A 22,506-nucleotide genomic window follows, 5' to 3' on the forward strand; every position below is an offset into this window, starting at 1 on the left:
AGGGGCTGGCGCTCAGGAGTCGCGCTCGGGGCCGAGGGGCACCAGCAGGTCGTGCAGCTCCTCGAACAGTCCCTGCGCCGCGCACAGCGTGAACTCGCTGCCGGGCCCCTTGCCGTTGAGCCCGCCGAGCCTGGCCCCCGCCTCGCGGGCGATCAGGCCCGCGGCGGCGTAGTCCCAGTAGTTGATCCCGCGCTCGTAGTAGGCGTCCACCCGGCCCGCCGCCACCGAGCACAGGTCGATGGCGCACGAGCCGCCCCTTCTGATGTCGCGCACCGCCGGCAGCACGGCGGAGACGACCGAGCCCTGCACCGCGCGCCGCGTCGCGTCGTAGCCGAAGCCGGTGGCCACGAGGGCCTGGCCCAGCGGCACGCCGCTGTTGCAGCGCAGGCGCGAGAGCGCGAGGCCGTCCTTGTGCAGGACGGCGCCGCCGCCCAGGGAGGCGCTGAACAGCTCCCCTCGCGGCGCCACGTTGACCACTCCCGCGACGATCTCGCCGTCGACCTCGACGGCGATGGAGACCGCCCACTCGGGCAGGCCGTACAGGAAGTTGACGGTGCCGTCGATGGGGTCGACTACCCAGCGCACCCCCGAGGTCCCGGGGGTGTCGCCGCCTTCCTCGCCGAGGATCATGTCCTCCGGCCTGGCCTGCCTGACGCGGGCGCGGATGAGCTCCTCCGAGGCGCGGTCGAGCGCGGTGACCACGTCCGTGGGGCTGGACTTGGTCTGCACGACCTCGGGGTTGGAGGGCCGCTTGGCCAGGAGCATGTCCCCCGCCTCGCGGGCGATGTCCTCGGCGAGGGTGAGGAAGTCCGTCACGCCACCGACTCCGGCCGCTTCCACTCCTGGCCGAGCACGTGCTGTGCCAGGAAGGCCAGGACCGTCTCGTACCAGGCGACGGCGTTGCCTGGCTTGAGCACCCAGTGGTTCTCGTCGGGGAAGTAGAGGAACTTGGAGTCGACGTTGCTGCGCTGCAGGTCCCACCACAGGCGCAGGCCCTCGCCGATCGGCACCCGGTAGTCCTTGTCGCCGTGGATGACCAGCATCGGCGTGGTGATCTTGTCGAGGGCGGCGTGCGGCGAGAGCCTGGTGTAGCGCTCCGAGCCCGGCACGCCGAACTCCCGCTGCCAGTACATCGACGCGTCGGTGGTGCCGGCGAACTGGTCGAGGTTCCACAGCGAGGCGTGGGTGACGATCGCCTGGTAGCGGTCGGAGTGGCCGGCCACCCAGTTGGCCATGTAGCCGCCGAAGGAGCCGCCCATCGCGGCCAGCCGCGTGTCGTCCACCTCGGGCAGCTTCAGCGTCTGATCGACGATGGCGTCGAGGTCGGCCAGCGTGCGGGGGCCCCAGTCGCCCCAGCCGCGGTCGATCATGTGCTGGCCGTACCCGGTGGACATCGCGGGGTCGGGCAGCAGGACCGCGTAGCCGTTCTCCGCCATGATCCACGGGTTCCAGCGCCAGGACCAGTCGTTCCACGAGGAGACGGGGCCGCCGTGGATCCACAGCAGGAAGGGCGCGGGGTTCTCGGCCGAGGCGTCCTTCGGCAGCACCAGCCAGCCGCGGATCTCCTGCCCGTCGTCGGCCAGCGCCGTGATCTCCGTGAGCGTGCCAGGCAGCTCCAGCGCGGGCGCGGGAGAGGGCAGTTCGACGACCTCGCCGGTGGCCACGTCGATCCTGGCCGGGGTGGCGGGGGCGTGGTAACCGCTGCGCAGCGCGTAGACGAAGCGGCCGTCGGGCGAGGCGTTGAGCGCGAGGTAGGCGGCGTCGTCGGTGGTGAGCCTGTCGAAGGCGCCGTCGAGGGACACCCGGAAGACGGGACGGCGGCCCTGGTGGTCGGCCGCGAGGTAGACGGCGCTCGAGTCGGGCGCCCACGCGAGGTCCATGGGGAACAGGTCGTCGGCGTAGGCCCTGCCCTCGCCGGTGGCCAGCTCGCCGATCCACAGCTCCGAGCGGGCCGAGACGTCGAGCGCGGTGTGGCGGCTGCGCGAGCAGGCCACGCGGGCGCCGTCGGGCGAGATCCGCAGCGGCCCCTCGAAGTCGTGGTCGGCGGCGGCGAAGAGCGTGCGCCGCTCGCCGGTGGCCACGTCGATGGCGACGATCTCGGTGCGCTGCCGGCCCGCGTCGAGCGGCACCGTCCACGTGGTGACCACGGTCGCGCCGTCGGGGGTGAGCGCGAAGTCCAGGTGGTCGTCGAGGTGACTGCCCGAGTCAGGGGTCAGGTCACGGACGTCCTCCAGCCGGTCGGCGCCCAGCCTGGCCGCGAACAGGCGGGTACGGCCCGGCCCGAGGTCGTGGTCCCAGTAGCGGACCGGGTAACCCTCGTGCAGGATCGCGCTGATGCCCGCGTCCTTGCGGGCCTTGCGCCGCTCCTCGTCGGTGGCCTCGTCGCCGGGCAGCACGTCGGAGGCGAACACGACGACGTCGCCTGCCGTCCTCGCCGCGCCGATGCCGCCAGGGCGGGTGGCGACCTGCCGCGCCTCGCCGCCGCCGCGCGGCAGCAACCAGAGCGCGGGCACCTCCTCGTCGGAGTCCTTGACCGTGGGGTCGGGACGGCGGGAGGTGAACAGCACGTCACCCGCCGCGGTGAACTCGGTGCCCGTCTCTCCCTTGGCGCTCCTCGTCAGCCGGTAGGGCTCGGCGTCCAGCGGCAGCGACCACAGCGCGGTGCCGTAGGACTTGCCGTCGGGATTGAGCGACTGAACGGCGCTGACGAGCCGGGATCCGTCCGGCGACAGCTTCAGCGAAAGGACTCGAGGGATGGCCACATAGTCACGAATATCCTTGAATGCGCTCACGTCCCGAACCTACATGCTGACCCCCATAGGCTTACCAGCGTGGGGAACTACGACGCACTGCTGCTGCTGTCCTTCGGCGGTCCCGAGGGGCCCGACGACGTGATGCCGTTCCTGGAGAACGTCGTGCGGGGCAGAGGGGTGCCACGCGAGCGGCTGCTCGAGGTGGCCGAGCACTACCAGTCCTTCGGCGGGGTCAGCCCGATCAACGGGCAGAACCGCGACCTGATCGAGGCGCTGCGGCCCGAGCTGGACGTGCCGATCTACTGGGGCAACCGCAACTGGCACCCCTTCGGCGAGGACACCGTGCGCCGGATGAAGGCCGACGGCGTCAGGAAGGCGGCGGTCTTCGCCACCTCCGCCTTCGCCGGGTACTCCAGCTGCCGCCAGTACTACGAGGACATCGCGCGCATCTCCGTCGAGGGCGGGCCCGAGCTGGTCAAGATGCGCCACTTCGGCGACCATCCCGGCTTCGTCGCCGCGATGGCCGACCACACCAGGCAGGCGCTCGACAGGCTGGGCCGCGACGACGCCAGGCTGGTGTTCACCGCGCACAGCATCCCGGTGTCGATGGCCGAGACGGCGGGCCCGTCCGGCGGGCTCTACGAGGCGCAGCTGCGCAGGTCGGCCGAGCTGGTCAGCAGGGCGCTCGGCCGCGACCAGCCGTGGGAGCTGGTCTGGCAGTCGCGCAGCGGCCCTCCCCAGGTGCCGTGGCTGGAGCCCGACGTGCTCGACCACCTCAGGAAGACCAGCGCTCCCGCGGTGGTGCTGGTGCCGATCGGGTTCGTCTCCGACCACATGGAGGTCGTCTTCGACCTCGACGTGGAGGCCAGGCAGCTGGCCGCCGAGCTGGGCCTGCCGCTGGAGCGGGCGGCCACGGCGGGCACGCACCCGGCCTTCGTGCGGATGGTGGGCGAGCTGATGGCCGAGCCCGAGCCGGTGCCGTGCGCCCTGACCTGCTGCCCCGCGCCCGTGCGGCGCCAGGCGTAGGGACCGGGCGCGGGGACCGGGCGTAGGGACCGGGTGCAGGGGTCAGGCGTAGGTGCGGGCGTAGGCCTCCGAGAGCCCGAGGACCTTGTTCACGTACGCCCACGAGTGGTTGTAGAACCACACGGCCTTGCGCAGCTTCTGCCCGCCCTGTCCCGCGCCGTTGGCGCACAGGTAGTTGGCGGCGCCCGGCACGGCGTCGTAGGGACTCCAGATGTCCTTGACGCCGTCGCCGTCGCCGTCCACGCCGTAGGCCTTCCAGGTGGCGGGCATGAACTGCATGGGGCCGAGCGCGCCCGCGCTCGAAGGGCCGTTGTTGCGCCCGTGCGAGCTCTCCACCTGGCCGATCGCGGCCAGCACCGTCCATGACAGGCCGGGGCAGCGGGTGGCGGCGGCCTTGTACAGCTCCAGGTAACTGCCCTGCCGTACGACCTGCTTGTCGGCCTGCGGGCTTCCCGCCTGCTGGTTGCCCGCCTGCTGCTGTCCCGCCACGGGCTGCGGGGCGACGGCGCCGGCGCCGACCGGAAGCACCTGGACCTGCTTGCCCAGCAGCTTGCGCACGGCCGCCTCGCGGATCTTGCCCTCCTTGCCGTGCAGGAGCACGGCGACGCCCTGCATCAGGCCGAGCGAGCGGCCGACCTCGGCGCTGACGATGCCGTCCACGCCGGGCAGCCCGAGCGTGGCCGAGGCCGCCACCCGCAGCCTGGGCCCGCCGTCGACCTGGTAGGAGGCGCCGAGCACCATGCCGAACCTGCGCACGGCGGTGGTGTCGGCGACCAGCTCGCCCCTGGCCAGCGCGCTCCACACCTCGGGCTGGTCGGCGACCGCCTGCGGCGTCCAGGAGCGGTACTCCGCCGGCTCGACCGCCAGCAGGTTCACCGCCGTGCCCGCCACCTTGACCGAGCCCGCGTCGACCACGATGACCTTCTGCACGTGCTTGAGCCGCGAAAGCGCGTAGCGGGTCTTCTTCGGCACCGTGGCAGGGGCGATGGCCAGCAGGCGCGGCGGGGTGACCGTGACCCCAGGGCCGCCCTGCCCGAACCGCCGCACCGGCTCGATCGTCTCCAGCCGGGGAGTCTCGTCCTTGAGCTCGACGGTGGGCGCGGAGGCGGAGGCGGATGCGGAGGCGGGGGTCTTCTCCTCGTTCAGCACGAGAGCGAACGCGCCCGCCGCACCCACCGACACCACGACGGCCGTGACGATCAGGAACCCGCGGACAGAGGGAAGAGCAGACACTCGGCACACGTTAGACGATCGCGCGGAAAATCACTTGCTGTCCGGACAGACGGTGCGTAAAGGTTGGGCGCTTGAAGAGTGGGGAGACGCAGTGGTAGGGCCGTACCGAGGGCTGTTCGACACGCCCGGGGCTAAGGGATTCGTCGTCGCGGGATTCATCGGCAGGATGCCGATGTCCATGCTGGGCATCGGGATCATCCTCCTCATCTCGATGATCACCGGCTCGTACGCCACGGCAGGCGCGGTCGCCGCCACCACGAACGTCTCCTACGCCGTCGCCGCCCCGCTGTCGGGCCGCCTGGTCGACAGGTTCGGGCAGGCCAGGGTCGTCACGCCGCTCGCCCTCGTCAACGGCGCCGCGCTGGTCGCGCTCATGCTGTGCGCGCTGTGGGGCCTGCCGCACTGGACCCTCTACGCCACCGGCTTCGTCGTGGGCGCCACCTCCGTCTCGCTCGGCTCGATGGTGCGCGCCCGCTGGTCGAACCTGCTGGGCGGCTCGGCCAAGCTGCACACCGCCTTCGCCTTCGAGTCGGTGGCCGACGAGGTCATCTTCGTCACGGGGCCCGCGATGGTGACGGTGCTGGCGACGGCCATCAACCCGTACGCGGGGCTGATCGCGGCGCTGGTGTTCATGCTGGGCGGCTCGCTGGTCTTCGCGATGCAGCGCGGCACCGAACCTCCCATCACCGGCGTACGGCACGTCGGCGGCAGCCCGATCACCATCCCCGCCATCGCCCTGCTGTCGTGCGTCTACCTCGCGCTCGGCGCGGTCTTCGGCTCCGTCGACCTGATCACCGTCGCCTTCGCTGAGGAACAGGGCGTCAAGGGCGCCGCGGGCTTCCTGCTCGCGGCCTTCGCCGGCGGTTCGATGGTGTCGGGCCTGTGGTTCGGTTCGCGCGCGTGGCAGCTCTCCCTGCGCACCAGGTTCGTCAGGGCGATCATCGTGTTCGCGGTGGGGCTGCTGCCGATCGCCTTCATCGGCAGCGCGCCTGTCATGGCGATCGGCCTGTTCGTCGCGGGGCTGGCGATCTCGCCGACCCTCATCACCGGCTTCTCGCTCACCGAGCGCCTGGTGCCCCCGTCCCTGCTCACCGAGGGCATGGCGTGGATCTCCACCTCCATCGGGTTCGGCGTGGCGGTCGGCGCGTGGGCGGGCGGACGGCTCACCGAGGCGTTCGGCGCCTCCAACGCCTACGGCTTCTCGCTCGCGTGCGCGCTGCTGGCGGCGATCGTGGGCATCGGAGGTTCGGGTTTGCTGAGACTTCCCGAGGCTCCTTCACCCGCCAAAGGGTGATCCGCTACGGTCGGGAGATCCCCTCAGACACACCCTCCACACAGGAAAGTCTGTTATGTCCCGACATTTTGCTTCACTTCTGGCTATTGCGGTTGTTGCCGTCACTCTGACCCCAGGGGCCGCGTCCGCCGCTCCGAAGGAGAAGGAGGTCGACTGCACGCAGGTCAAGTGCGTCGCCCTGACCTTCGACGACGGGCCGGGCAAGTACGCGGGCGAGCTGCTCGACACACTGAAGAAGCACAACGCCAAGGCGACCTTCTTCCTCGAGGGTCAGTACGTGAAGTCGCGCCCCGCCTTCGCCAAGCGCATGGCGGTCGAGGGGCACGAGCTCGGCAACCACAGCTACAGCCACCCGAACTTCACCACGATCGGTCCGGCGGCCATCCGGAGCGAGATCCAGAAGACGCAGGACATCGTCAAGCAGGTCACGGGCGTCGAGCCCAAGCTGCTGCGCCCGCCGTACGGCATGGCCGACCTCCAGGTCTCCGACATCGCCGCGGAGTTCGGGATGCCGATGATCCTGTGGACGGGCGGCTCGCGCGACTGGGAGTCCAAGAACGAGGAGGCCATCAAGAAGCAGACGCTCGCGGTGGCCAAGCAGGGCAGCATCGTCCTCATGCACGACTGGGTCAAGCAGACGGTGGACTCGATGCCCTCGCTCATCAAGACGCTGCAGAACAAGGGCTACCATCTGGTGACCGTCTCCGAGCTGATCAAGGACCAGAAGCTCGAGCCCGGCGACATCTTCCCCGTTCCCGAAGGCTGGGAGAAGTGAGTATCGTTCGCGTTTAACCGAACGTCATTCGCAGGAGGGGTGCATGGCCTTCACGAACTGGGCCCGTAACCAGTCGGGCACCCCTGCCGAGATACGCACCCCGTCCTCGGTGGAGGACGTGGCGCTGGCCGTACGGGAGGCCGCAGAGAGCGGGCGCCGCGTCCGCATGGTCGGCACGGGTCACTCCTTCACGGGGGTGGCCCTCACCGACGGGATCATGCTGCGCCCCCACGGCCTGACCGGCATCCGCTCCATCACCAAGGACAACGGCTCCAGCTCGGTCTGCGTCCTGGCAGGCACCCCGCTCAGCGTGCTCAACGAGGAGCTCGACAGGCGCGGCCTGGCCCTGGCCAACATGGGCGACATCACCGCGCAGACCGTCGCCGGCGCGATCCAGACCGGCACACACGGCACCGGGCGCGACACAGGCGGCCTGGCCGACCAGGTGCTCAAGCTGGAGATGGTGCTCGCCGACGGCTCGGTCGTGACCGCCGCGCCCGGCGAGGACCTGTTCGACGCGGCCAGGGTCGGGCTCGGCGCGCTGGGCGTGCTGACGGCCGTCACGCTGCGGGTGGAGCCCTCCTTCCTGCTGCACAACAGGCGCCAAGCGATGCCGCTGAGCGAGATCCTCGACAGGCTCGACGCGATGACCTCGGCCAACGAGCACCTCGACTTCTTCTGGCTGCCGCACACCGACGCCTGCCTGGTCAAGACCAACAACCGGCATCCGGGCCCGGCCAGGCCGCCGGCCGCGCTGAAGCACTGGCTCGACAACGTCTTCCTGGAGAACACCCTGTTCGGGGCGCTGTGCGGGGTGGGCGGCCGCTTTCCCGCCGCCATTCCCCGGCTGAACGCCGTCTCCGCGGCCTTCCTCGGCGACTCGGAGTCGGTGAACACCTCCTACAAGATCTTCACCTCGGTCCGTGACGTGCGCTTCCTCGAGATGGAGTACGCCGTCCCCCGCGAGCGTCTCGGCCAGGCGCTGAGGGAGACCCGCGACCTCGTCGAGCGCATGGACTGGAAGATCACCTTCCCCATCGAGGTGCGGGTGACGCCGCCGAGCGAGGCGTGGCTGTCGACCGCGTACGGCAGGCCGTCGGCCTACATCGCCTGCCACGTCTACCGGCCGACCCCGAACCCCGCCTACTTCGAGGGCGTCGAGGAGATCATGACCCGCCTGGACGGGCGTCCTCACTGGGGCAAGCTCCACACCCGCGACGCCGCCTACCTGGGCAAGGTCTATCCGCGCTTCGCCGACTTCATGACGCTGCGCGACAGACTCGATCCCGCGCGGCTGTTCGCCAACCCCTACCTGGACACCGTGCTCGGCCCCTGAGAGCGCAGCCGCGCGCTCATGTGGACGAGCTTGTCGGGGTTGACGACCGTCCTGACCGTGCTGACCAGGCCGTCGGTGATCTCCAGCACCATGACGCCGAGCAGGCGGCCCTCGGCCACGCCGTACAGGGCGGGCTGGCCGTTGATCTCACCGATGGCGACGCCGATCTCGGCCGCGCCGTTCTCCACCCACGAGCCCAGGTAGCGGGCGACCTTGGCCGCGCCCACGATGACACGGCGGGCGGCGGTGGACTTGCCGCCGCCGTCGGCCCATGCCGCCACGTCGGCGGCCAGCAGCGACTCCAGGCTTCGCAGGTCGCCGACCGCCGCGGCGCGCAGGAAACGTTCGGCGATGGCGCGGCCCTCCGCGCGGGTGGCGCGGAAGCGCGGACGGCCCTCGGCGACCCGTTCCCTGGCGCGATGGTAGAGCTGCTGCGCGCCGGCCTCGGAGATCTCCAGGACGGCGGCGATCTCACGATGGCTGTGACCGAAGGCCTCCCTCAGCACGAACGCCGCCCGCTCGGCGGGGGTGAGGCGTTCGAGGAGCAGCAGCATCGCCATGGAGACGGCCTCGCGCTGCTCGGCGCTCTCCATCGGCCCGAGCCGCGCGCCCTCGGTCATGACGGGCTCGGGCAGCCACGGACCCACGTAGGCCTCGCGCCTGACCCTGGCCGAGGCCATGCGGTTGAGGCACAGGTTCGTGACGACCCTGGTCAGCCAGGCCGCGGGGGTCTCGATCGCGGCCCTGTCGGCGGCGTGCCATCGCAGGTAGGCGTCCTGCACCGCGTCCTCGGCCTCGGCGGCCGAGCCGAGGAGCCGGTAGGCCAGCGAGAACAGGCGCGGCCTGAAGCTCTCGAACTCCTCTGCCTCACGTGCGCTCACCTTCGGCATCCTACGAAGTCAGGGAGCTTCGGGGACGCTCTCGAGCCGGTCCTGCGCGGGAGCGCTCTGATCGGGGTCGGGGCCCCTGTCGCCCTGGTCCTGCGTGGGCTCCTCGCTCCCCGTGGGCTCCTCGCCCGGAGCGCTCTCGCCAGGAGTGGGAGTCGCCGTGGGCTCCTCGGTGGTCGGCGCCGGTGTCGGCGTGCCGCTGGGCGTCGGTGTCGGCGTAGGGGTGGAGGTGGGGGTGGGGGTGGGCGTCTGGCTCGGCGCCTCTGGACTCTTCGACGTGGGCGGCGCGACGGGCGCGTCGTCCTCCCGCTCGTTCTGGGGCGCCCTGTGGTGCTCGACCGCCGGCACGTCGCGCGCGCCCCTCGTCTGCTCGTCCACCCGTGAACCCGACACGCCCTGGTAGGCGAGGATCACGCCGGTGCTGATCGTGAAGACGAGGGCGGCCGCCGCCAGCAGCCGCGCCCACGGGATCCGCCTGCGCCGCTCGATCGGGGCCATCACCAGCGTGTCGGAGTGGGGCTCGTCCGGGCGGACGGTGGCCTGCACGGCCGTGGCAAGCTCGCCCTCACCGTCCACGTGGATCGGCGCCGTGTCCTCCCTGTCCTTCCACGCGATCACCGTGTGCTGCTTGATCTGCTCGTTGGCCCGCTTCAGGTAGTGCGTGTACACCGCGCCGCCGATGGTGCTGGCGATGCTGGCCACCGCCGCTCCCACGAACGTCCCCGCCACCCCGAGGTACGACGCCGCCACCGCCGCGGTCACCGCGGCCAGTGCTCCCCCTGCGATCTGCGGCACGCTCAGCTCGAACCTGGGCTGCTCGCCGCTCATCCCCCGGATCAGTCCCCTCTTGTCACGCGTTCGGTAAAGAGCTTTCTCGTAATAGACGCGGCGGCGTGTCTTGTTGTTCCTGTGACCTGCGTGACAGGCAGATTCGACAGCCGTGCCCCGCCGATTCGGTCTCCCTTCCGTGTACGCCGCCGCGGCCCTGGCGACGGCCGTGACGACAGCGGCTCCCGTGGTGGCCTCCGTCATCGCCCCCGCCGCCTCCGCGCCCGTCTCCGACCTGCCCGCGCGCCCCTATCTCGTGACCGCCGCGGGCAGGGCCGAGGCCCGCGCCCTGCTGGCCGACGGTCACCTGCGCGTGCGCCGCTACTACACCTCGGCCCTGCCCGGGTTCGCGACCTGGCTGACCGACCACGAGGCGGCGGCCCTGCGCGCCGACGCGAGGGTGCGATCGGTGGAGCCCGACCGCGAGGTCCGCGCGCTCGGCCTGCCCCCGCTGGGCGAGCCGTCCAGGCCCTCGCTCGCCGGCGAAGGCGTCACCGTCTACGTCCTCGACACCGGCGTGGACGTCACCCGCAAGCAGTTCGGCGACAGGGCGTGGCGCGCCTTCGACGCCACCGGCCCCCGCGGGCGCGCCTCCGACGCCGTCGCCGATCACGGACAGGGCCCGGACGCCGGCCATCACGGGCAGGGCTCCGCCACCGGAGGTGACGGGCATCGCCCGGACACCACCGGCGGTCGCGCGCGGGGCTCCGCCACCGGGGGTGACGGGCATCGCCCGGACACCACCGGCGGTCGCGGACAGGGCGCCGCCGCCGGGGGTCACGAGCAGGGCTCGGACGTCACCGGCGGTCGTGAGCGCGTTCCCGGCATCGCCGGCTCTCGCGAGCGGGCCTGTGGCCGTCACGGCACGAGGGCCGCCGCGCTCGTCGCGGGCAGGAGGTACGGCGTGGCGCCCGGCGCGCGCGTCGCCTCGGTCAAGGTGCTCGGCTGCGACGGCTCGGGGCCGCTGTCCGACGTGGTCGCGGGGCTCGACTGGGTGCGAGGGCACGCGAGACGTCCCGCCGTGGCCGTCCTGGCCGTCTCCGCCGCGGACTCCCCCGCCGTCGAGGCCGCCGCGCGCCGCCTGCGCAGGTCCGGCGTGCTCGTCGTGAGCTCCCCCCTCGCGGCCGGTACGGTGGCCCGCCACCTGGAGTCCCATCCGGCCCCGGCCCCATCGACTCTCGCGTCTTGGCTGAAGTCCACAACGACGCACGACGCGATTCGCCAGAATCCGTCGAGGACACCTAACCTCCTGCTGCACGGTGGCGGGCTGTAATTCCGGATGGAATCGACAAATGTGACCGGCGTCACATCGACCTGGGCCCATCCCATGAAGGCGATGTTCGGACATGCCGGGTACGGTGCTGGCAGGCAACCGGCACACGCGAGAGACTCAAGGGTCCGGGGGAAGATTGAGCACGACGCTGACGAAGGGACTCGCATGCAGGAGCTCCGACTCGTCGCGGTGAGCGAGGACGGCACCTATCTCGTGCTGGCTACGGCCGGGAGAGGGACCCGCTTCACGCTTCCCGTGGACGACCGGCTCCGCGCTGCCGTCCGCGGAAACTTCTCCCGTCTCGGCCAGTACGAGATCGAAGTGGAGAGTCCGTTGCGCCCCAAGGAGATCCAGGCCCGCATACGCGCCGGGGAGACCGCGGAGGAGATCGCCGCGACCGCGGGAATCCCCGTCGAGCGGGTCCGGTGGTTCGAGGGCCCCGTGCTCCAGGAGAGGGAGTACGTGGCCCAGCAGGCGCAGCGCGTCGCCGTGCGCATGCCCGGCGAGTCCGCCCCAGGTCCGACGCTCGGCGAGCTGGTCGCCGAGCGGCTCACCCGCCGCGGCGTGCCTGCCGACGAGATCGACTGGGACTCCGCCAAGCGCGACGACGGCCTGTGGCGGGTCAAGCTCGGCTACGTCTGGAACGGTCACACCCGGCACGCCGAGTGGCTGTTCGACCCGCGCCGCAGGCACGTGACCCCGCACGACGACGAGTCGCTGCGGCTGTCGTCGGCCGACTTCGACCCGAACCCGCCGGTCGAGGACACCATCGTCACGCCGTTCGCGCCCCGGGTGGCCAAGCTGCAGCCGGTGCCGCCGCTGGCGGCTGAGCCGTTGATGCAGCCGCCCGTGCCCTTCCCCTCGGTCTCGCGCCAGGATCCGCCGTACGCGCAGCCGCCGGCCCCCCGTCCGGAGCCCGCCTGGAGTCCAGGCTTCTCCCGTACGGCCGAGCCGCCGGCGCGGGCCGCCGCGCGTGAGCCCGAGTCGATCTACGCACCCGCCGCTCCCGAGCCCGCGGTGGAGCCGTCGTTCCTGCCCCACGAGTCGGCGACGACCGCCGATCCCCCCGCGGCGCCGTTCCTCCCGCCCCCACTCCGCCAGCCCCCTGCCCCCGAGCCTGCGTCGCCCGCTTTGTCGCGTTCGCCCGAAGATTCGTCGTCGTCTTCGACCGAGAGGGCGTCTTCCCCTGAGGTGACACCTTCGTTGCCTCCCATGGCGTCCGCCGCTCCCATCGAGCCGCCCCCCACCCCCGAGGTCGCGGCAACCGCAGCGGACGGCGTCGCGCCGGAAGCCCCTTCCGAAGCCGTCGTGTCGCCCGAGCCGATCGCCGCGACCGATCCCGCCAAGGCACCCGCAGCCCCCGAGATCTCTGAGGCGCTCGCAGCCTCCGAGGCTGCCAAGGCCCTCGAGGCATCCGAGGCGCTCGCGGCGCCCACGACCTCCGGCGCTTTCGACGCACCCGAGGCATCCGGGGCGCCCGAAGCATCCGGCACCTCTGAGGCTGCCAAGGCTTCCGAGGCAGGCGAGGCCGCGAGCGTCTCCAAGCCCGTCGCCTCGACCGACGCCGCCGCTGTACCGGAGGCTCCGGCCGCACCCGGGCAGGCCGCCGTACCGGAGGCCGTGGCCGCGCCTGAGCAGGCCGCCGCACCCGAGGCCGTGGCCGCGCCCGAGCAGGCCGCCGCACCCGAGGCCGTGGCCGCGCCCGAGCAGGCCGCCGCACCGGAGGTCGGGGCCGCACCCGAGGTCGCGCCCGAGACGGTGGCCGCACCCGAAGCCGCACGCAAGGTCGCGCCCGAGGCGACATCCGAGGTCGTGGCCGCGCCGAAGTCCGAGTCGGTCGCCGCGCCCGACACCGTCGTCGCGCGGGAGGTGGAGAGCACCCCTGGCCCCAGCGCCACCGCCACACCCGCGACCGGCGCGGCACCCGAGACCGGCGCCACGCCCAAGGCCGACGCCGCACCCGAGGTCGTCGGCAGGGTCGCGGCCCAGGAGACCGGTCAGGGCGGCGAGGTCGGCAAGCCGGCCGACACCGGCGAGCCCACGTCGGTCACCTCACCCGTCACCGCAGGAAAGACCGCCACGGAGCAGGCCGCCTCGGAGCAGACGTCCGCCGAGCAGGCGTCTGTCGAGACGGCGTCCGCCAAGCAGGCATCCGTCGAGCAGGAGTCCGTCGAGCAGGCCGAGGCGGCCGCCGCCACCACGCCGGAGGCCCGGCCGACCGTCGCCGACGCCCCGACCACGAAGGCCGGCGAGCAGGCCACCGCGAGCGACGCGCCCAAGGAAGCCCCACGGGAGAAGCCCGAGGAGCCGAAGGCCGAGCCCCTCAAAGCAGGCGCTCCCCCGGTCGAGGCCCACGCGGTCGAGACGCCCTCGACGCCCGACACTCAGACCAAGACCGAGGCGCCCACGCAGGCGACCTCGACCGAGAAGGCCGCACAGAGCCCCCAGCCCGAGCAGCCGAAGGCCGAGGAGCCCAAGCCCGCAGAGCCGAAGGCCGAGGAGCCCAAGCCCGCAGAGCCGAAGGCCGAGGAGCCCAAGCCCGCAGAGCCGAAGGCCGAGGAGCCGAAGCCCGCAGAGCGGAACGCCGCAGAGTCGCGGCAGGGAACCGAGGCGGAGGTGTCCTCGCAGGGGGCGAAGGCCGAGGAGCCCGTGGCTGCCAAGGCGTCCGCCGTACAGGAGGAGGCCGCCGCGGTTCCCGCGGCGCGCCCGAGTGCCGAGGAGGACACGGCGCAGGAGAAGCAGCCCAGGCCGCCCGTCCCCAAGAAGCCGCCCGCCGACCCGCCCCCTGTGCCCGTGCCGTCGCCGCCGCCCGCGCCGGCCGCGCGCCAGCCCAAGAAGAACGCCAGAGGCCGCAGGGCCTCGGTGCCGACCTGGGACGAGATCATGTTCGGCGCCCGCCGCCAGGACTGACCACACCGAAAGACCCGCCGCCAGGACCGACCGCGCCCGAAAGACCGCCGTCAGAACTGACCACACCCGTCACGACGGGCCATGCGGAAAGGACTGCCGCCACGACGGACCACGCCGGAAGGACCGCCGCCAGGGCTGGCCACGCCTGGGAGGCCGTCGCAGGATCGGCCTGACCGAGAGACTGCCGGCGGAACCGGCCAGATCCGGGAAGATCGGGAGCGCGGCTGACCGGACATCGAAGACCGAGGGGCGCTGCCGGACAGGGAGCGTCCCTCAGTCGCGTGTCAGGAACGGCGTCAGCCACTCGGGGGTGACTTCGGCGGGGAAGGCGACGCCCTGCTCCTCGGAGACGTCCATCGCCTCGTAGCCGCCCTTGCCCGCGCCCACCCCCGCGACGAGCGTGAGCACGCCCGCCCTGCGCTGGAACCACGTCTGGCGCAGCCGCCAGCCGACGACCGCCCGCCGTTCGATGACCGCCTGGGAGCGCCGCAGCGACCCCGAGCGCACCGACAGCAGCCTGACGCCGTCGTAGCCGTGCCCGAGCGAGCGGTAACGGTCGTTGCCGAGGGGAACGCCCAGCCCGGCCAGCACGAGCGACACGGCGGCCGGGATCCACCAGGCCGGCGTGGCGGTCGCCACCGCGAGGACGGCGGGCACCGCCGCCAGCGCGAGCCAGGGGACGATCGCCCTGAACAGGCGGCGGTTGCGGGCGACCGGAGGGTGCGGGCGCAGCGGCGCGGTGAACGGGCCGACGGACTGGGAGGCGACCTCCAGGGCGACGGGCCTCGGGACGTCGGGCAGCAGCTGCCCCCTGGTCTCCGAGTCGCCGAGGCCGGTCACGATGGCCCACATCCTGACGACTCCGGCCCTCCGCTCGGCCAGGGCGTCGACGATCTCGTAGCCGCGGGTACGGCGGGCCTCGAGGGAGACGCTGCGCCTGGTGACGAGGCCGCGTTCGGCGACGAGGTAGCCTTCGCGCTCCTTGAGCGTGAAGTCCCAGTTGAACACCGCGTACATCACCGCCGCCACGAACGGCATGGCCACGATCAGCGCGAGGACCACCGCCACGATGAGGATCGGGTGGTCCCACACCCAGCGGCCCGCGTTCCACGCCGCGTCGCGCCCGAGCCCGAGCTGGTCGCCCCACTGGAAGAGCAGGCCGATGGCGCCGCCCGCGACGGCGAACGGGGTGAACAGGAAGGCTCCGGACAGCGGGCCGTACAGGAGCCACCTGCGCGGCACCTTCACGATCACGTGCTCCTGCGGCTCCTCGAAGGGCCGCTCGAGCGAGGTGTCGGGGGAGGCTCCTCCTGGCCGGTGCACGGCCTGCCCCTCGGCGAGCGGGGGCGCTGCGACGCTCCCGTGCCCCTCGGGGCCGCCGTCGAGGCCGGTGGCGGCTCCGGCGGCCCTGGCCGCCCTGACGCTGCGCAGCAGGACGTCCTTGAGGCGCTCGGCCTCCGCCACGCTCACCCCGTCGAGCTCGCCCTCCTGCTCGCCTCCCCCGCTGGCCCCCGTGTCGATCTTGAGTACGGCCAGCCCGAGCAGCCGGTGCATGGGAGGCGTGGAGATGTCCACGCCGCGCACCCGCTCCAGCGGGATGGTCCGTACGGACCTGCTGATGAGCGACCGCCTGATCTCGAGCCGGTCGCCGACGAGGCGGTAGCTGAAGGTCGCCCAGCGCACGACGGCGAAGACGATGGTGCCGAGGACGCCGAAGGCGGCCCAGCCGAAGGAGCGCGGCGAGAAGCCGCCCACGAACAGCACGCCCACGAGGGGGATCAGCAGGGACGGCAGCATGCGCACCGGATCGATGAGCAGCACCTTGGGGCTCAGCTTCGTGGCGCCCTGCTCGCTCATGTGGCGTCGTCCCTGAGCTCTTCGGCCCGCCTGGCCAAGTGCTCGGCGAGCCCGGCGGCGACGGTGTGGTCGAGGCCCTGGATCGTGGAGGAGCCGGCGTGCGAGGCGGTGCGGATCTCCAGCGTGGCCAGGCCGAACAGGCGCTCGAACCAGCTCTGGGCCTTGTCGACGGTCTGGATGCGGCTCACGGGGACGAAGACCCACTCCCTGGTCAGGAAGCCCGACCTGGCGTAGACGACGTCTCCCGACAGCTCCCACCGATGAACGGCGAAGCGCACGAAAGGCTCCACCACCAGGAACGGCGTGGCGGGCACGAGCACCACGACCGGCACCAGCCACGAGTTGCCCGACAGCCACAGCGGCAGCCACGACCAGCTCGGTATCCAGGCGGCCAGCAGGAACGACCCCGCGGCGAACAGCACGAGGGCGACCACCGCCTCCAGCAGCCACAGGCGGACGGCCTTGGGCGAGACGCGATGATGGGGGTCACGCAGGGGACCCGCTGGCGGGTCGGGCGCCTCAGTCACAGTGCCCAGCTTAGAAGGGAGCGCCGGCTTTCTGACCGCCTCGGCCGCACCGGGAGCAAGATCGCCCGTGACGACTCCGAATAGGGCTGACGAAGGTCATGGTTGTGTCCAACGTCACCCTTTCCTGCCCCGAATATTCCAGTTTTCAACGGCTTTCCCCGCGACCGAACCTCCCGAACCGGTCGGCGCATCACCGACAGGCGCGTAGCATTCTCGGGCATGGGGCAGCCGAACTCGTACACGCGCGTGCGGCGCGCCACCGTCCTGACGGCGGTGGCCGCGCTGTCGCTCGGCGTGTCCGGCTGCGGCATCCTGAGCGGCCCCGCGCGGGAGATCAGGGAGATCAACGTCAGCAGCTCGAGTCTGCGCGACAAGACCCCCCTTCCGTCGGAATACTCCTGTCACGGCACGAAGGTGAGCCCGCCACTGCGCTGGTCGAGCGACGTGCTCTCACGTGCCAAGTCGATCGCGATCGTGGTCGACGACACCAGCTCCTCCAACCCCGCCGTGCAGTGGGTGGTCTACAACATCGACCCGCGCACGACCGAGATCGGCGAAGACGCCGCCTCCGACCCTCCCAAGGAGGCCGGACAGGCGGCGGTGACCAGCGGCAAGGTCGGCTACGAGCCGCCCTGCGACAAAGAAGGCAGCTATCGTTTCAGCGTCTACGCGTTGAGCGGGCGGCTCAAGGGCACGGCGAGCGCCTCCCTCCCCGACGTCCTGAAGATGATCGCCGACCAGACCATCGCGCGTGGCCGCCTGACGGCGGTGCACATCGAGTGATGGCCCGAACGCTGCTGGTAGTAGTGGTTACCAATTCTTCACTTAGGGTGTGACAACGCTCATAGTGGTCCGACACAATCAGATCCGTTCGCTGTGCGTTGGTGATCAAAGGGGGCAGATCGCGTCGATGGCCGCGCGATCTCACCGGCGCCGCTGGCAGGCCATGGCCTTGAGGGTGGTGCAATGACTGCGGTCGTACTGGTACTCGTCGCCGTCGTGCTCCTCGTGCTCGTAGTCGTGGCACTGGGCATGCGTTCGATGAACAAGCGAGAGAGCTCGCTCCCGCCGGAGCGGCTCAAAGCAATGGCCGAGGAAGGGGAGATGACCCAGGCTCGGTCGACCGACGAGTTCGCCGCGCACGAGCCCAGGATGGTCAACTTCAGCCCCGACTTCAGCCCCATAGACGAGCACAAGCAGCCGAAGCCGGTTCGCACGGGCCAGCGCGGCAAGCGCGGCGTCGACGAGTGGGGCAACGGCGCCGCCGATGACGACGACGAGGAGTTCTGGGCCAACATCCGCAGCGAGGCCACCGAGGGCGGCTTCGGCGCGGGCGGCACCGTCAAGGCGCGCATGGCGGCCAGCAGGCCCGTCGAGCCCGAGCGTCCCGCGGCCGACCCTTCGAGTGAGCGCACGGTCCAGCTTCCGCTGCCGCAGCGCCCCGCCGCCGCCCCTGTCGCTCCCGTGGCCCCCGCCGCCGCCGCCAACCCGCTGGCCGACCTCGTCGAGCCCGCACCGCGTCGCGAGTCGCGGCGTGAGTCGCGACGCGAGCGGAAGTCCGAGCCCCGGCCCGAGCCGCGTCCCGTGCCCTCCGCCGCCGAGCTGGCCGACCAGCGCACGATGACCTTCGCGGCACCGACGCCCGACGTGATGAGCATTCTCGGCGCCGGAGCCACGCCCGTCCCCCAGGCCCAGCCCGAGCCGCGCCAGGTGAGCGGGTCCTTCCCCGCGGTCTCCGCCAGCGGCTCCTTCCCCGTCGTCAACAGCGGCTCGTTCCCCGTGGCGCCCTCGGGCCCGATCCACGGCGCGCCGACCAGTGACCCCTTCCCCGCCTACGGCGCGGTCGAGTCCGAGGCCACCTGGCAGTCGCAGCAGGCCGCCCCCGGCGCGACCTCGGGCTCGTGGGCCGCCGCCGCCCACCACGACGTCCTCGACGACGCCGCCCCCGTCACCTCCTCCTGGCCCGCCTTCGAGCAGCCGCACAGGGAGCCGGCCCCCGCCTCCTACCCCAACTCCTACGAGGTGCGCGCGGGCTGGGCCGTCTCCGACGACGACGCGCTGACGGGCCCGACGCCCGCCGCCACCACTCCGACCGCTCCTGGCAGGGCGGTCACGCCCTATGACGACGTGCTGTCGGGTGGGCAGTACTCCGCCTCCTCCTACGAGCAGCCCCAGGCTCCGTACGTGCCTCCGGCGACGCCCGCCGCCTGGCCCGAGCCGCCCGCCGCGAACGCCAGCTGGCCGTCCTATGGCGAGATGTACGGCGAGCCCGAGACGGAGGCGGCCAGGCAGGGCCGCAGGGGCAGCCACCACCGGGCCCCCGATCAGGACTTCCCCGACTATTACCGCTGATCGTAAAGGCCTGTCGTAACACTCCAACTCCGGGAGTGAAAACCGTTACAGTCTGGCGGTGGACACTCAGAGTAATGGACTGACTGCCCTCAGATACGACGTGCTCGCGTCGCTGGTCGTCTTCCTCGTCGCGGTCCCGCTGTCGCTCGGCATCGCCGTCGCCTCGGACGCGCCGCTGGCGGCGGGGCTGATCGCGGCGGTCGTGGGCGGGGTGGTCGCAGGACTGTTCGGCGGCTCGGCCGTACAGGTGAGCGGGCCGGCCGCGGGCCTGGCCCTGGTCGTGGCCGATCTCGTGCACACGTACGGCTGGCGGGCCACCTGCATGATCACGCTGATGGCCGGGGTCGTACAGCTGGTGCTCGGCGCCTTCAAAGCCGCGAGGGCCGCGCTGGCGGTCTCCCCCGCCGTCATCCATGGCATGCTCGCGGGCGTCGGCGTGGTGATCGCGCTCTCCCAGCTGCACGTGGTGCTGGGCGGCAGCCCGCAGAGTTCGGCCGTCGCCAACCTTCTCGAGCTGCCCGCGCAGATCGTGGGCGTGCACAACCACGCCGCGGCCGTCGGGCTGATCACGATCGGCGTCCTGCTGGTGTGGAAGTGGCTGCCGAGCAGGATCAGGGTGGTCCCCGCACCGCTGGCGGCGCTGTTCCTCGCCTCCTCGGCCGCCGCCGTCCTCGGCCTGGACATCACCAGGGTGGAGCTGCCCGACGGACTCCTGCAGTGGGCGCCTCCCGTGCTGCCGGCCGGCGACTGGCACGGCATCGCCGCCGCGGTGCTGCTGGTGGCGCTGCTCGCGGGGGTGGAGTCGCTGCTGTGCTCGGTGGCCACCGACCAGCAGCACGACGGCCCGCGCACCGACCTCGACAGGGAGCTGCGCGGCCAGGGGATGGCCAACGTCGTGTCGGGCCTGCTCGGTGGCCTGCCCATCGCGGGCGTGATCGTCCGCAGCACCACCAACGTGCGGGCAGGCGCGCGCACCCGCTGGTCGACGGTCATGCACGGGATCTGGGTGCTGGTCTTCGTGCTGTGCTTCGGCTGGACGATCCAGCTGATCCCGATGGAGGCGCTGGCCGCGCTGCTGGCCTTCATCGGGCTGCAGATGTTCAACCTGGGCCACGTGCGGAAGGTGCACGGCCACGGCGAGGTTCCCGTCTACCTGGTCACTCTGGCGGGCGTGGTCGTGCTCGGCCTGGCCGAGGGGGTGCTGTTCGGGCTGGCGCTGGCCGTCCTGCTCGCCCTGCGGCGGCTCACGGGGGTCTCCGTGCAGGTACGGCAGGAGCCCGAGGGCCGCCGACACGTGACGATCTCGGGCTCGCTCACCTTCCTCGGCGTGCCGAGGCTCACCGACGCGCTGGGGGCGATCCCGCCGGGCGTGCCGGTCGACCTCGACCTCAACATCGACTTCATGGACAACGCCGCGTTCGAGGCGCTCCACTCCTGGCGGCTCAAGCACGAGCGTTCGGGCGGCAGCGTCGACATCGACGAGCTGCACGACGAGTGGTACGCCCTCGCGGCCGGCGGCAACCACATGTTCCCCGCCAAGACCCCGCCGAAGGCGCACGAGCGCTGGTGGCTGCCGTGGGCGCACCGCCGCCGCAGGGGCGCCGCCGTACCGCCGCAGGGCGGGCCCGCCGAGTGCGAGCTGACGGTGGGCGCCAGGGAGTTCCACCGCAGGACGGCCCCGCTGGTGCGGCCCATCTTCACCGAGCTGGCCCGCAGGCAGCAGCCCACGCACCTGTTCATCACCTGCGCCGACTCCCGCATAGTGCCGACGCTGATCACGGCCAGCGGTCCAGGCGACCTGTTCGTGGTGCGCAACATCGGCAACCTCGTTCCCCGACACGGCGCGCAGCCCCACGACGACTCGGTGTCGGCTGCGATCGAGTACGCCACCCAGGTGTTGGGGGTACGGACGATCACGGTGTGCGGGCACTCCGGGTGCGGGGCGATGGCGGGGCTGCTGTCGGGCGGGGCCAAGGCGGGCAGCATGCCGGGGTTGCGGCGCTGGCTGCGGCACGGCAACCACAGCCTGGCCAGGTTCATCCACACCGACAGCGACGGGAGCGACACCGGGCCGCTGGACCGGCTGTGCAGGGTCAACGTCATCCAGCAGCTGGAGAACCTGCGGACGCACCGCAAGGTGGACGAGCAGGTGCGGGCGGGGACGCTGGAGCTGGTGGGGCTCTACTTCGACATCGCCTCCGCCAGGGTCCACATCCTGCCGACCCCCGTGCTCGGCGAGCCCACGCCGGATCCACACCCCGCACCCACCCTTCCTGCGTAGCACCCACCTCGCCGAGAGCGGCGCCCTCCTCCGCTCTCGGTGAAGGTGACCGGTTTCGCAGGCCGTACGCGCGCCTCCCCCTACGCTCTCGGTGAAGAGGTGACTGGATTCGCATGCCGTACCCGAAGAATGCTCTTATGAGAGTTCTGGTCATCGGAGGGTCGGCGTTCCTCGGGCGTGCGTTCGTCACGGAGGCGCTCGCCCGTGGGCACGAGGTCACCACGTTCAACAGGGGGCAGAGCTACCCCGACGTCCCGGGAACGGAGGCCGTGCACGGCGACAGGGAGGTGACGGCCGACCTCGAGCGCCTGGTGGAGGGGCGGCAGTGGGACATCGTCGTGGACACCTCCGCCTACGTGCCGCGCGTGGCGGGCGAGTCCGCGCGGCTGCTGTCGGGCCACGCGAGCACCTACGTCTTCGTCTCCTCGGTCTCGGCCGTGCGCGACTTCCCCGCCAAGCCCGCCACCGACTCCTCGGGACTGTGGGACTGCGAGCCTGACGCGGGCCCCGAGGACGGCGACTACGGCGTGCTCAAGGCGGGCTGCGAGCGCGCCGTGGAGCAGGGGTTCGCGGGCAACGTCCTGATCATCCAGCCGGGTCTGATCCTCGGCCCGCACGAGAACGTCGCCAGGCTCCCGTGGTGGCTGACGAGGATCTCGCTCGGCGGCCGGGTGCTGGCGCCCGGCGACCCCTCGGTGGCCATGCAGCTGATCGACGCCCGCGACATCGCGATCTTCAGCTACGACCAGGCGGAGAAGGGCGTCAGCGACCGCTTCATGGTCACCGGCCCGCAGGGCAACACGACCTACGGCGAGTGGCTGGAGCTGTGCAGGCAGGTCACGGGCTCGGACGCGGAGTTCGTCTGGGTGGAGGACCAGTTCCTGGTCGACCACGAGGTCAAGGTCTGGATCGAGCTGCCGCTGTGGGCGCCCGCCGGCCCTGACATGGACAACTTCTGGAAGGTCTCCACGTCCAAGGCCGAGGCCGCGGGGCTGCGCTGCAGGCCCGTCGTCGAGACGGTGAGGGACACCTGGGAGTGGCTGAAGGAGATCCCGGTCTCGGAGCGGGTGTTCGGCAGGAAGAACGTCCACGGCATCGCCCCTGAGAAGGAGGCCGCCATCCTCGCCGACTGGTCCGCCCGCGAGTCCGGCGGCTGAGCTGACGAGCGGGGTGC

Annotated in this window: 17 protein-coding genes; 10 read left to right on the forward strand and 7 right to left on the reverse strand. The window is 71.9% G+C overall.

Translation table 11 applies throughout. The features are described 5' to 3' along the window. Window positions 1–12 precede the first annotated feature (12 nt). A complete protein-coding gene (locus tag FHR33_RS12775) occupies window positions 13–816 on the reverse strand; it encodes an inositol monophosphatase family protein (protein WP_183646428.1) in 804 nt (267 codons plus the stop codon). Beyond that, entirely contained in the window at window positions 813–2,792 is a 1,980-nt protein-coding gene (locus FHR33_RS12780; RefSeq protein ID WP_312895501.1) for a S9 family peptidase, read from the reverse strand. The genes FHR33_RS12775 and FHR33_RS12780 overlap by 4 nt, the downstream gene beginning before the upstream one ends. Before the next feature lie 39 nt (window positions 2,793–2,831). Between FHR33_RS12780 and FHR33_RS12785 the strand changes: the two genes are divergently transcribed. Beyond that, window positions 2,832–3,779, forward strand: a complete 948-nt coding sequence (locus FHR33_RS12785) for a ferrochelatase (RefSeq protein ID WP_183646431.1) — start codon at window positions 2,832–2,834, stop codon at window positions 3,777–3,779. 42 nt (window positions 3,780–3,821) lie between these two features. Here FHR33_RS12785 and FHR33_RS12790 read toward each other — a convergent pair whose 3' ends face one another. Beyond that, the gene (locus FHR33_RS12790; RefSeq protein WP_183646434.1) at window positions 3,822–5,012 is read right to left on the reverse strand and encodes a lytic transglycosylase domain-containing protein; all 1,191 of its coding nucleotides are present in this window, start codon (window positions 5,010–5,012) and stop codon (window positions 3,822–3,824) included. Window positions 5,013–5,103: 91 nt separating this feature from the next. Here FHR33_RS12790 and FHR33_RS12795 point away from each other — a divergent pair, with 91 nt between their 5' ends. From FHR33_RS12795 to FHR33_RS12805, 3 genes are read left to right on the forward strand one after another with little or no spacing between them, the layout of a single operon-like run. Beyond that, window positions 5,104–6,306 carry an MFS transporter gene (locus FHR33_RS12795; protein ID WP_183646437.1) on the forward strand — a complete coding sequence of 401 codons (1,203 nt, stop codon included), beginning with the start codon at window positions 5,104–5,106 and terminating at the stop codon, window positions 6,304–6,306. 55 nt (window positions 6,307–6,361) lie between these two features. After that, window positions 6,362–7,081 (forward strand): polysaccharide deacetylase family protein, encoded by a 720-nt coding sequence (locus FHR33_RS12800; RefSeq protein WP_183646440.1) that lies wholly within the window; start codon window positions 6,362–6,364, stop codon window positions 7,079–7,081. A gap of 43 nt (window positions 7,082–7,124) precedes the next feature. Continuing rightward, window positions 7,125–8,417 carry a D-arabinono-1,4-lactone oxidase gene (locus FHR33_RS12805; RefSeq protein WP_183646443.1) on the forward strand — a complete coding sequence of 431 codons (1,293 nt, stop codon included), beginning with the start codon at window positions 7,125–7,127 and terminating at the stop codon, window positions 8,415–8,417. Here the strand turns inward: FHR33_RS12805 and FHR33_RS12810 are convergent. Next, window positions 8,390–9,307 (reverse strand): RNA polymerase sigma-70 factor, encoded by a 918-nt coding sequence (locus FHR33_RS12810; RefSeq protein WP_183646446.1) that lies wholly within the window; start codon window positions 9,305–9,307, stop codon window positions 8,390–8,392. The two genes, FHR33_RS12805 and FHR33_RS12810, sit on opposite strands and share 28 nt — an antisense overlap. A gap of 9 nt (window positions 9,308–9,316) precedes the next feature. After that, a complete protein-coding gene (locus FHR33_RS12815) occupies window positions 9,317–10,132 on the reverse strand; it encodes a hypothetical protein (protein WP_183646449.1) in 816 nt (271 codons plus the stop codon). A gap of 139 nt (window positions 10,133–10,271) precedes the next feature. Between FHR33_RS12815 and FHR33_RS12820 the strand changes: the two genes are divergently transcribed. Both FHR33_RS12820 and sepH read left to right on the forward strand, forming a co-directional pair. Further along, entirely contained in the window at window positions 10,272–11,405 is a 1,134-nt protein-coding gene (locus FHR33_RS12820) for a S8 family serine peptidase (protein ID WP_183646452.1), read from the forward strand. A gap of 165 nt (window positions 11,406–11,570) precedes the next feature. Continuing rightward, window positions 11,571–14,315: a septation protein SepH gene (gene sepH, locus FHR33_RS12825; protein WP_183646455.1), complete on the forward strand. Its 2,745-nt coding sequence runs from the start codon at window positions 11,571–11,573 to the stop codon at window positions 14,313–14,315. Between the two features lie 273 nt (window positions 14,316–14,588). Here sepH and FHR33_RS12830 read toward each other — a convergent pair whose 3' ends face one another. Together FHR33_RS12830 and FHR33_RS12835 are read right to left on the reverse strand one after the other, a co-directional pair. Next, complete coding sequence (locus FHR33_RS12830; RefSeq protein WP_221241075.1) at window positions 14,589–16,172, reverse strand: PH domain-containing protein; 1,584 nt, start codon at window positions 16,170–16,172, stop codon at window positions 14,589–14,591. Then, window positions 16,169–16,699 (reverse strand): PH domain-containing protein, encoded by a 531-nt coding sequence (locus FHR33_RS12835; RefSeq protein WP_312895502.1) that lies wholly within the window; start codon window positions 16,697–16,699, stop codon window positions 16,169–16,171. Before FHR33_RS12835 ends, FHR33_RS12830 begins: the two co-directional genes overlap by 4 nt. 219 nt (window positions 16,700–16,918) lie before the next feature. On the opposite strand from FHR33_RS12835, the gene FHR33_RS12840 reads away from it, so the two are divergent. The 4 genes from FHR33_RS12840 to FHR33_RS12855 all read left to right on the forward strand — a co-directional run bounded on the left by FHR33_RS12840 (window position 16,919) and on the right by FHR33_RS12855 (window position 22,489). Beyond that, window positions 16,919–17,482 carry a YbhB/YbcL family Raf kinase inhibitor-like protein gene (locus FHR33_RS12840; protein ID WP_246451805.1) on the forward strand — a complete coding sequence of 188 codons (564 nt, stop codon included), beginning with the start codon at window positions 16,919–16,921 and terminating at the stop codon, window positions 17,480–17,482. Window positions 17,483–17,665: 183 nt separating this feature from the next. Next, window positions 17,666–19,051 (forward strand): hypothetical protein, encoded by a 1,386-nt coding sequence (locus FHR33_RS12845; protein ID WP_183646458.1) that lies wholly within the window; start codon window positions 17,666–17,668, stop codon window positions 19,049–19,051. Between the two features lie 58 nt (window positions 19,052–19,109). Beyond that, a complete protein-coding gene (locus FHR33_RS12850) occupies window positions 19,110–21,332 on the forward strand; it encodes a SulP family inorganic anion transporter (protein WP_312895503.1) in 2,223 nt (740 codons plus the stop codon). A 137-nt stretch (window positions 21,333–21,469) separates the two neighbouring features. After that, window positions 21,470–22,489 (forward strand): NAD-dependent epimerase/dehydratase family protein, encoded by a 1,020-nt coding sequence (locus tag FHR33_RS12855; RefSeq protein ID WP_183646461.1) that lies wholly within the window; start codon window positions 21,470–21,472, stop codon window positions 22,487–22,489. The last annotated feature ends 17 nt before the right edge of the window (window positions 22,490–22,506 follow it).

This window comes from Nonomuraea dietziae, from assembly GCF_014195505.1.
GTDB classification, from domain to species: Bacteria; Actinomycetota; Actinomycetes; order Streptosporangiales; family Streptosporangiaceae; genus Nonomuraea; species Nonomuraea roseola.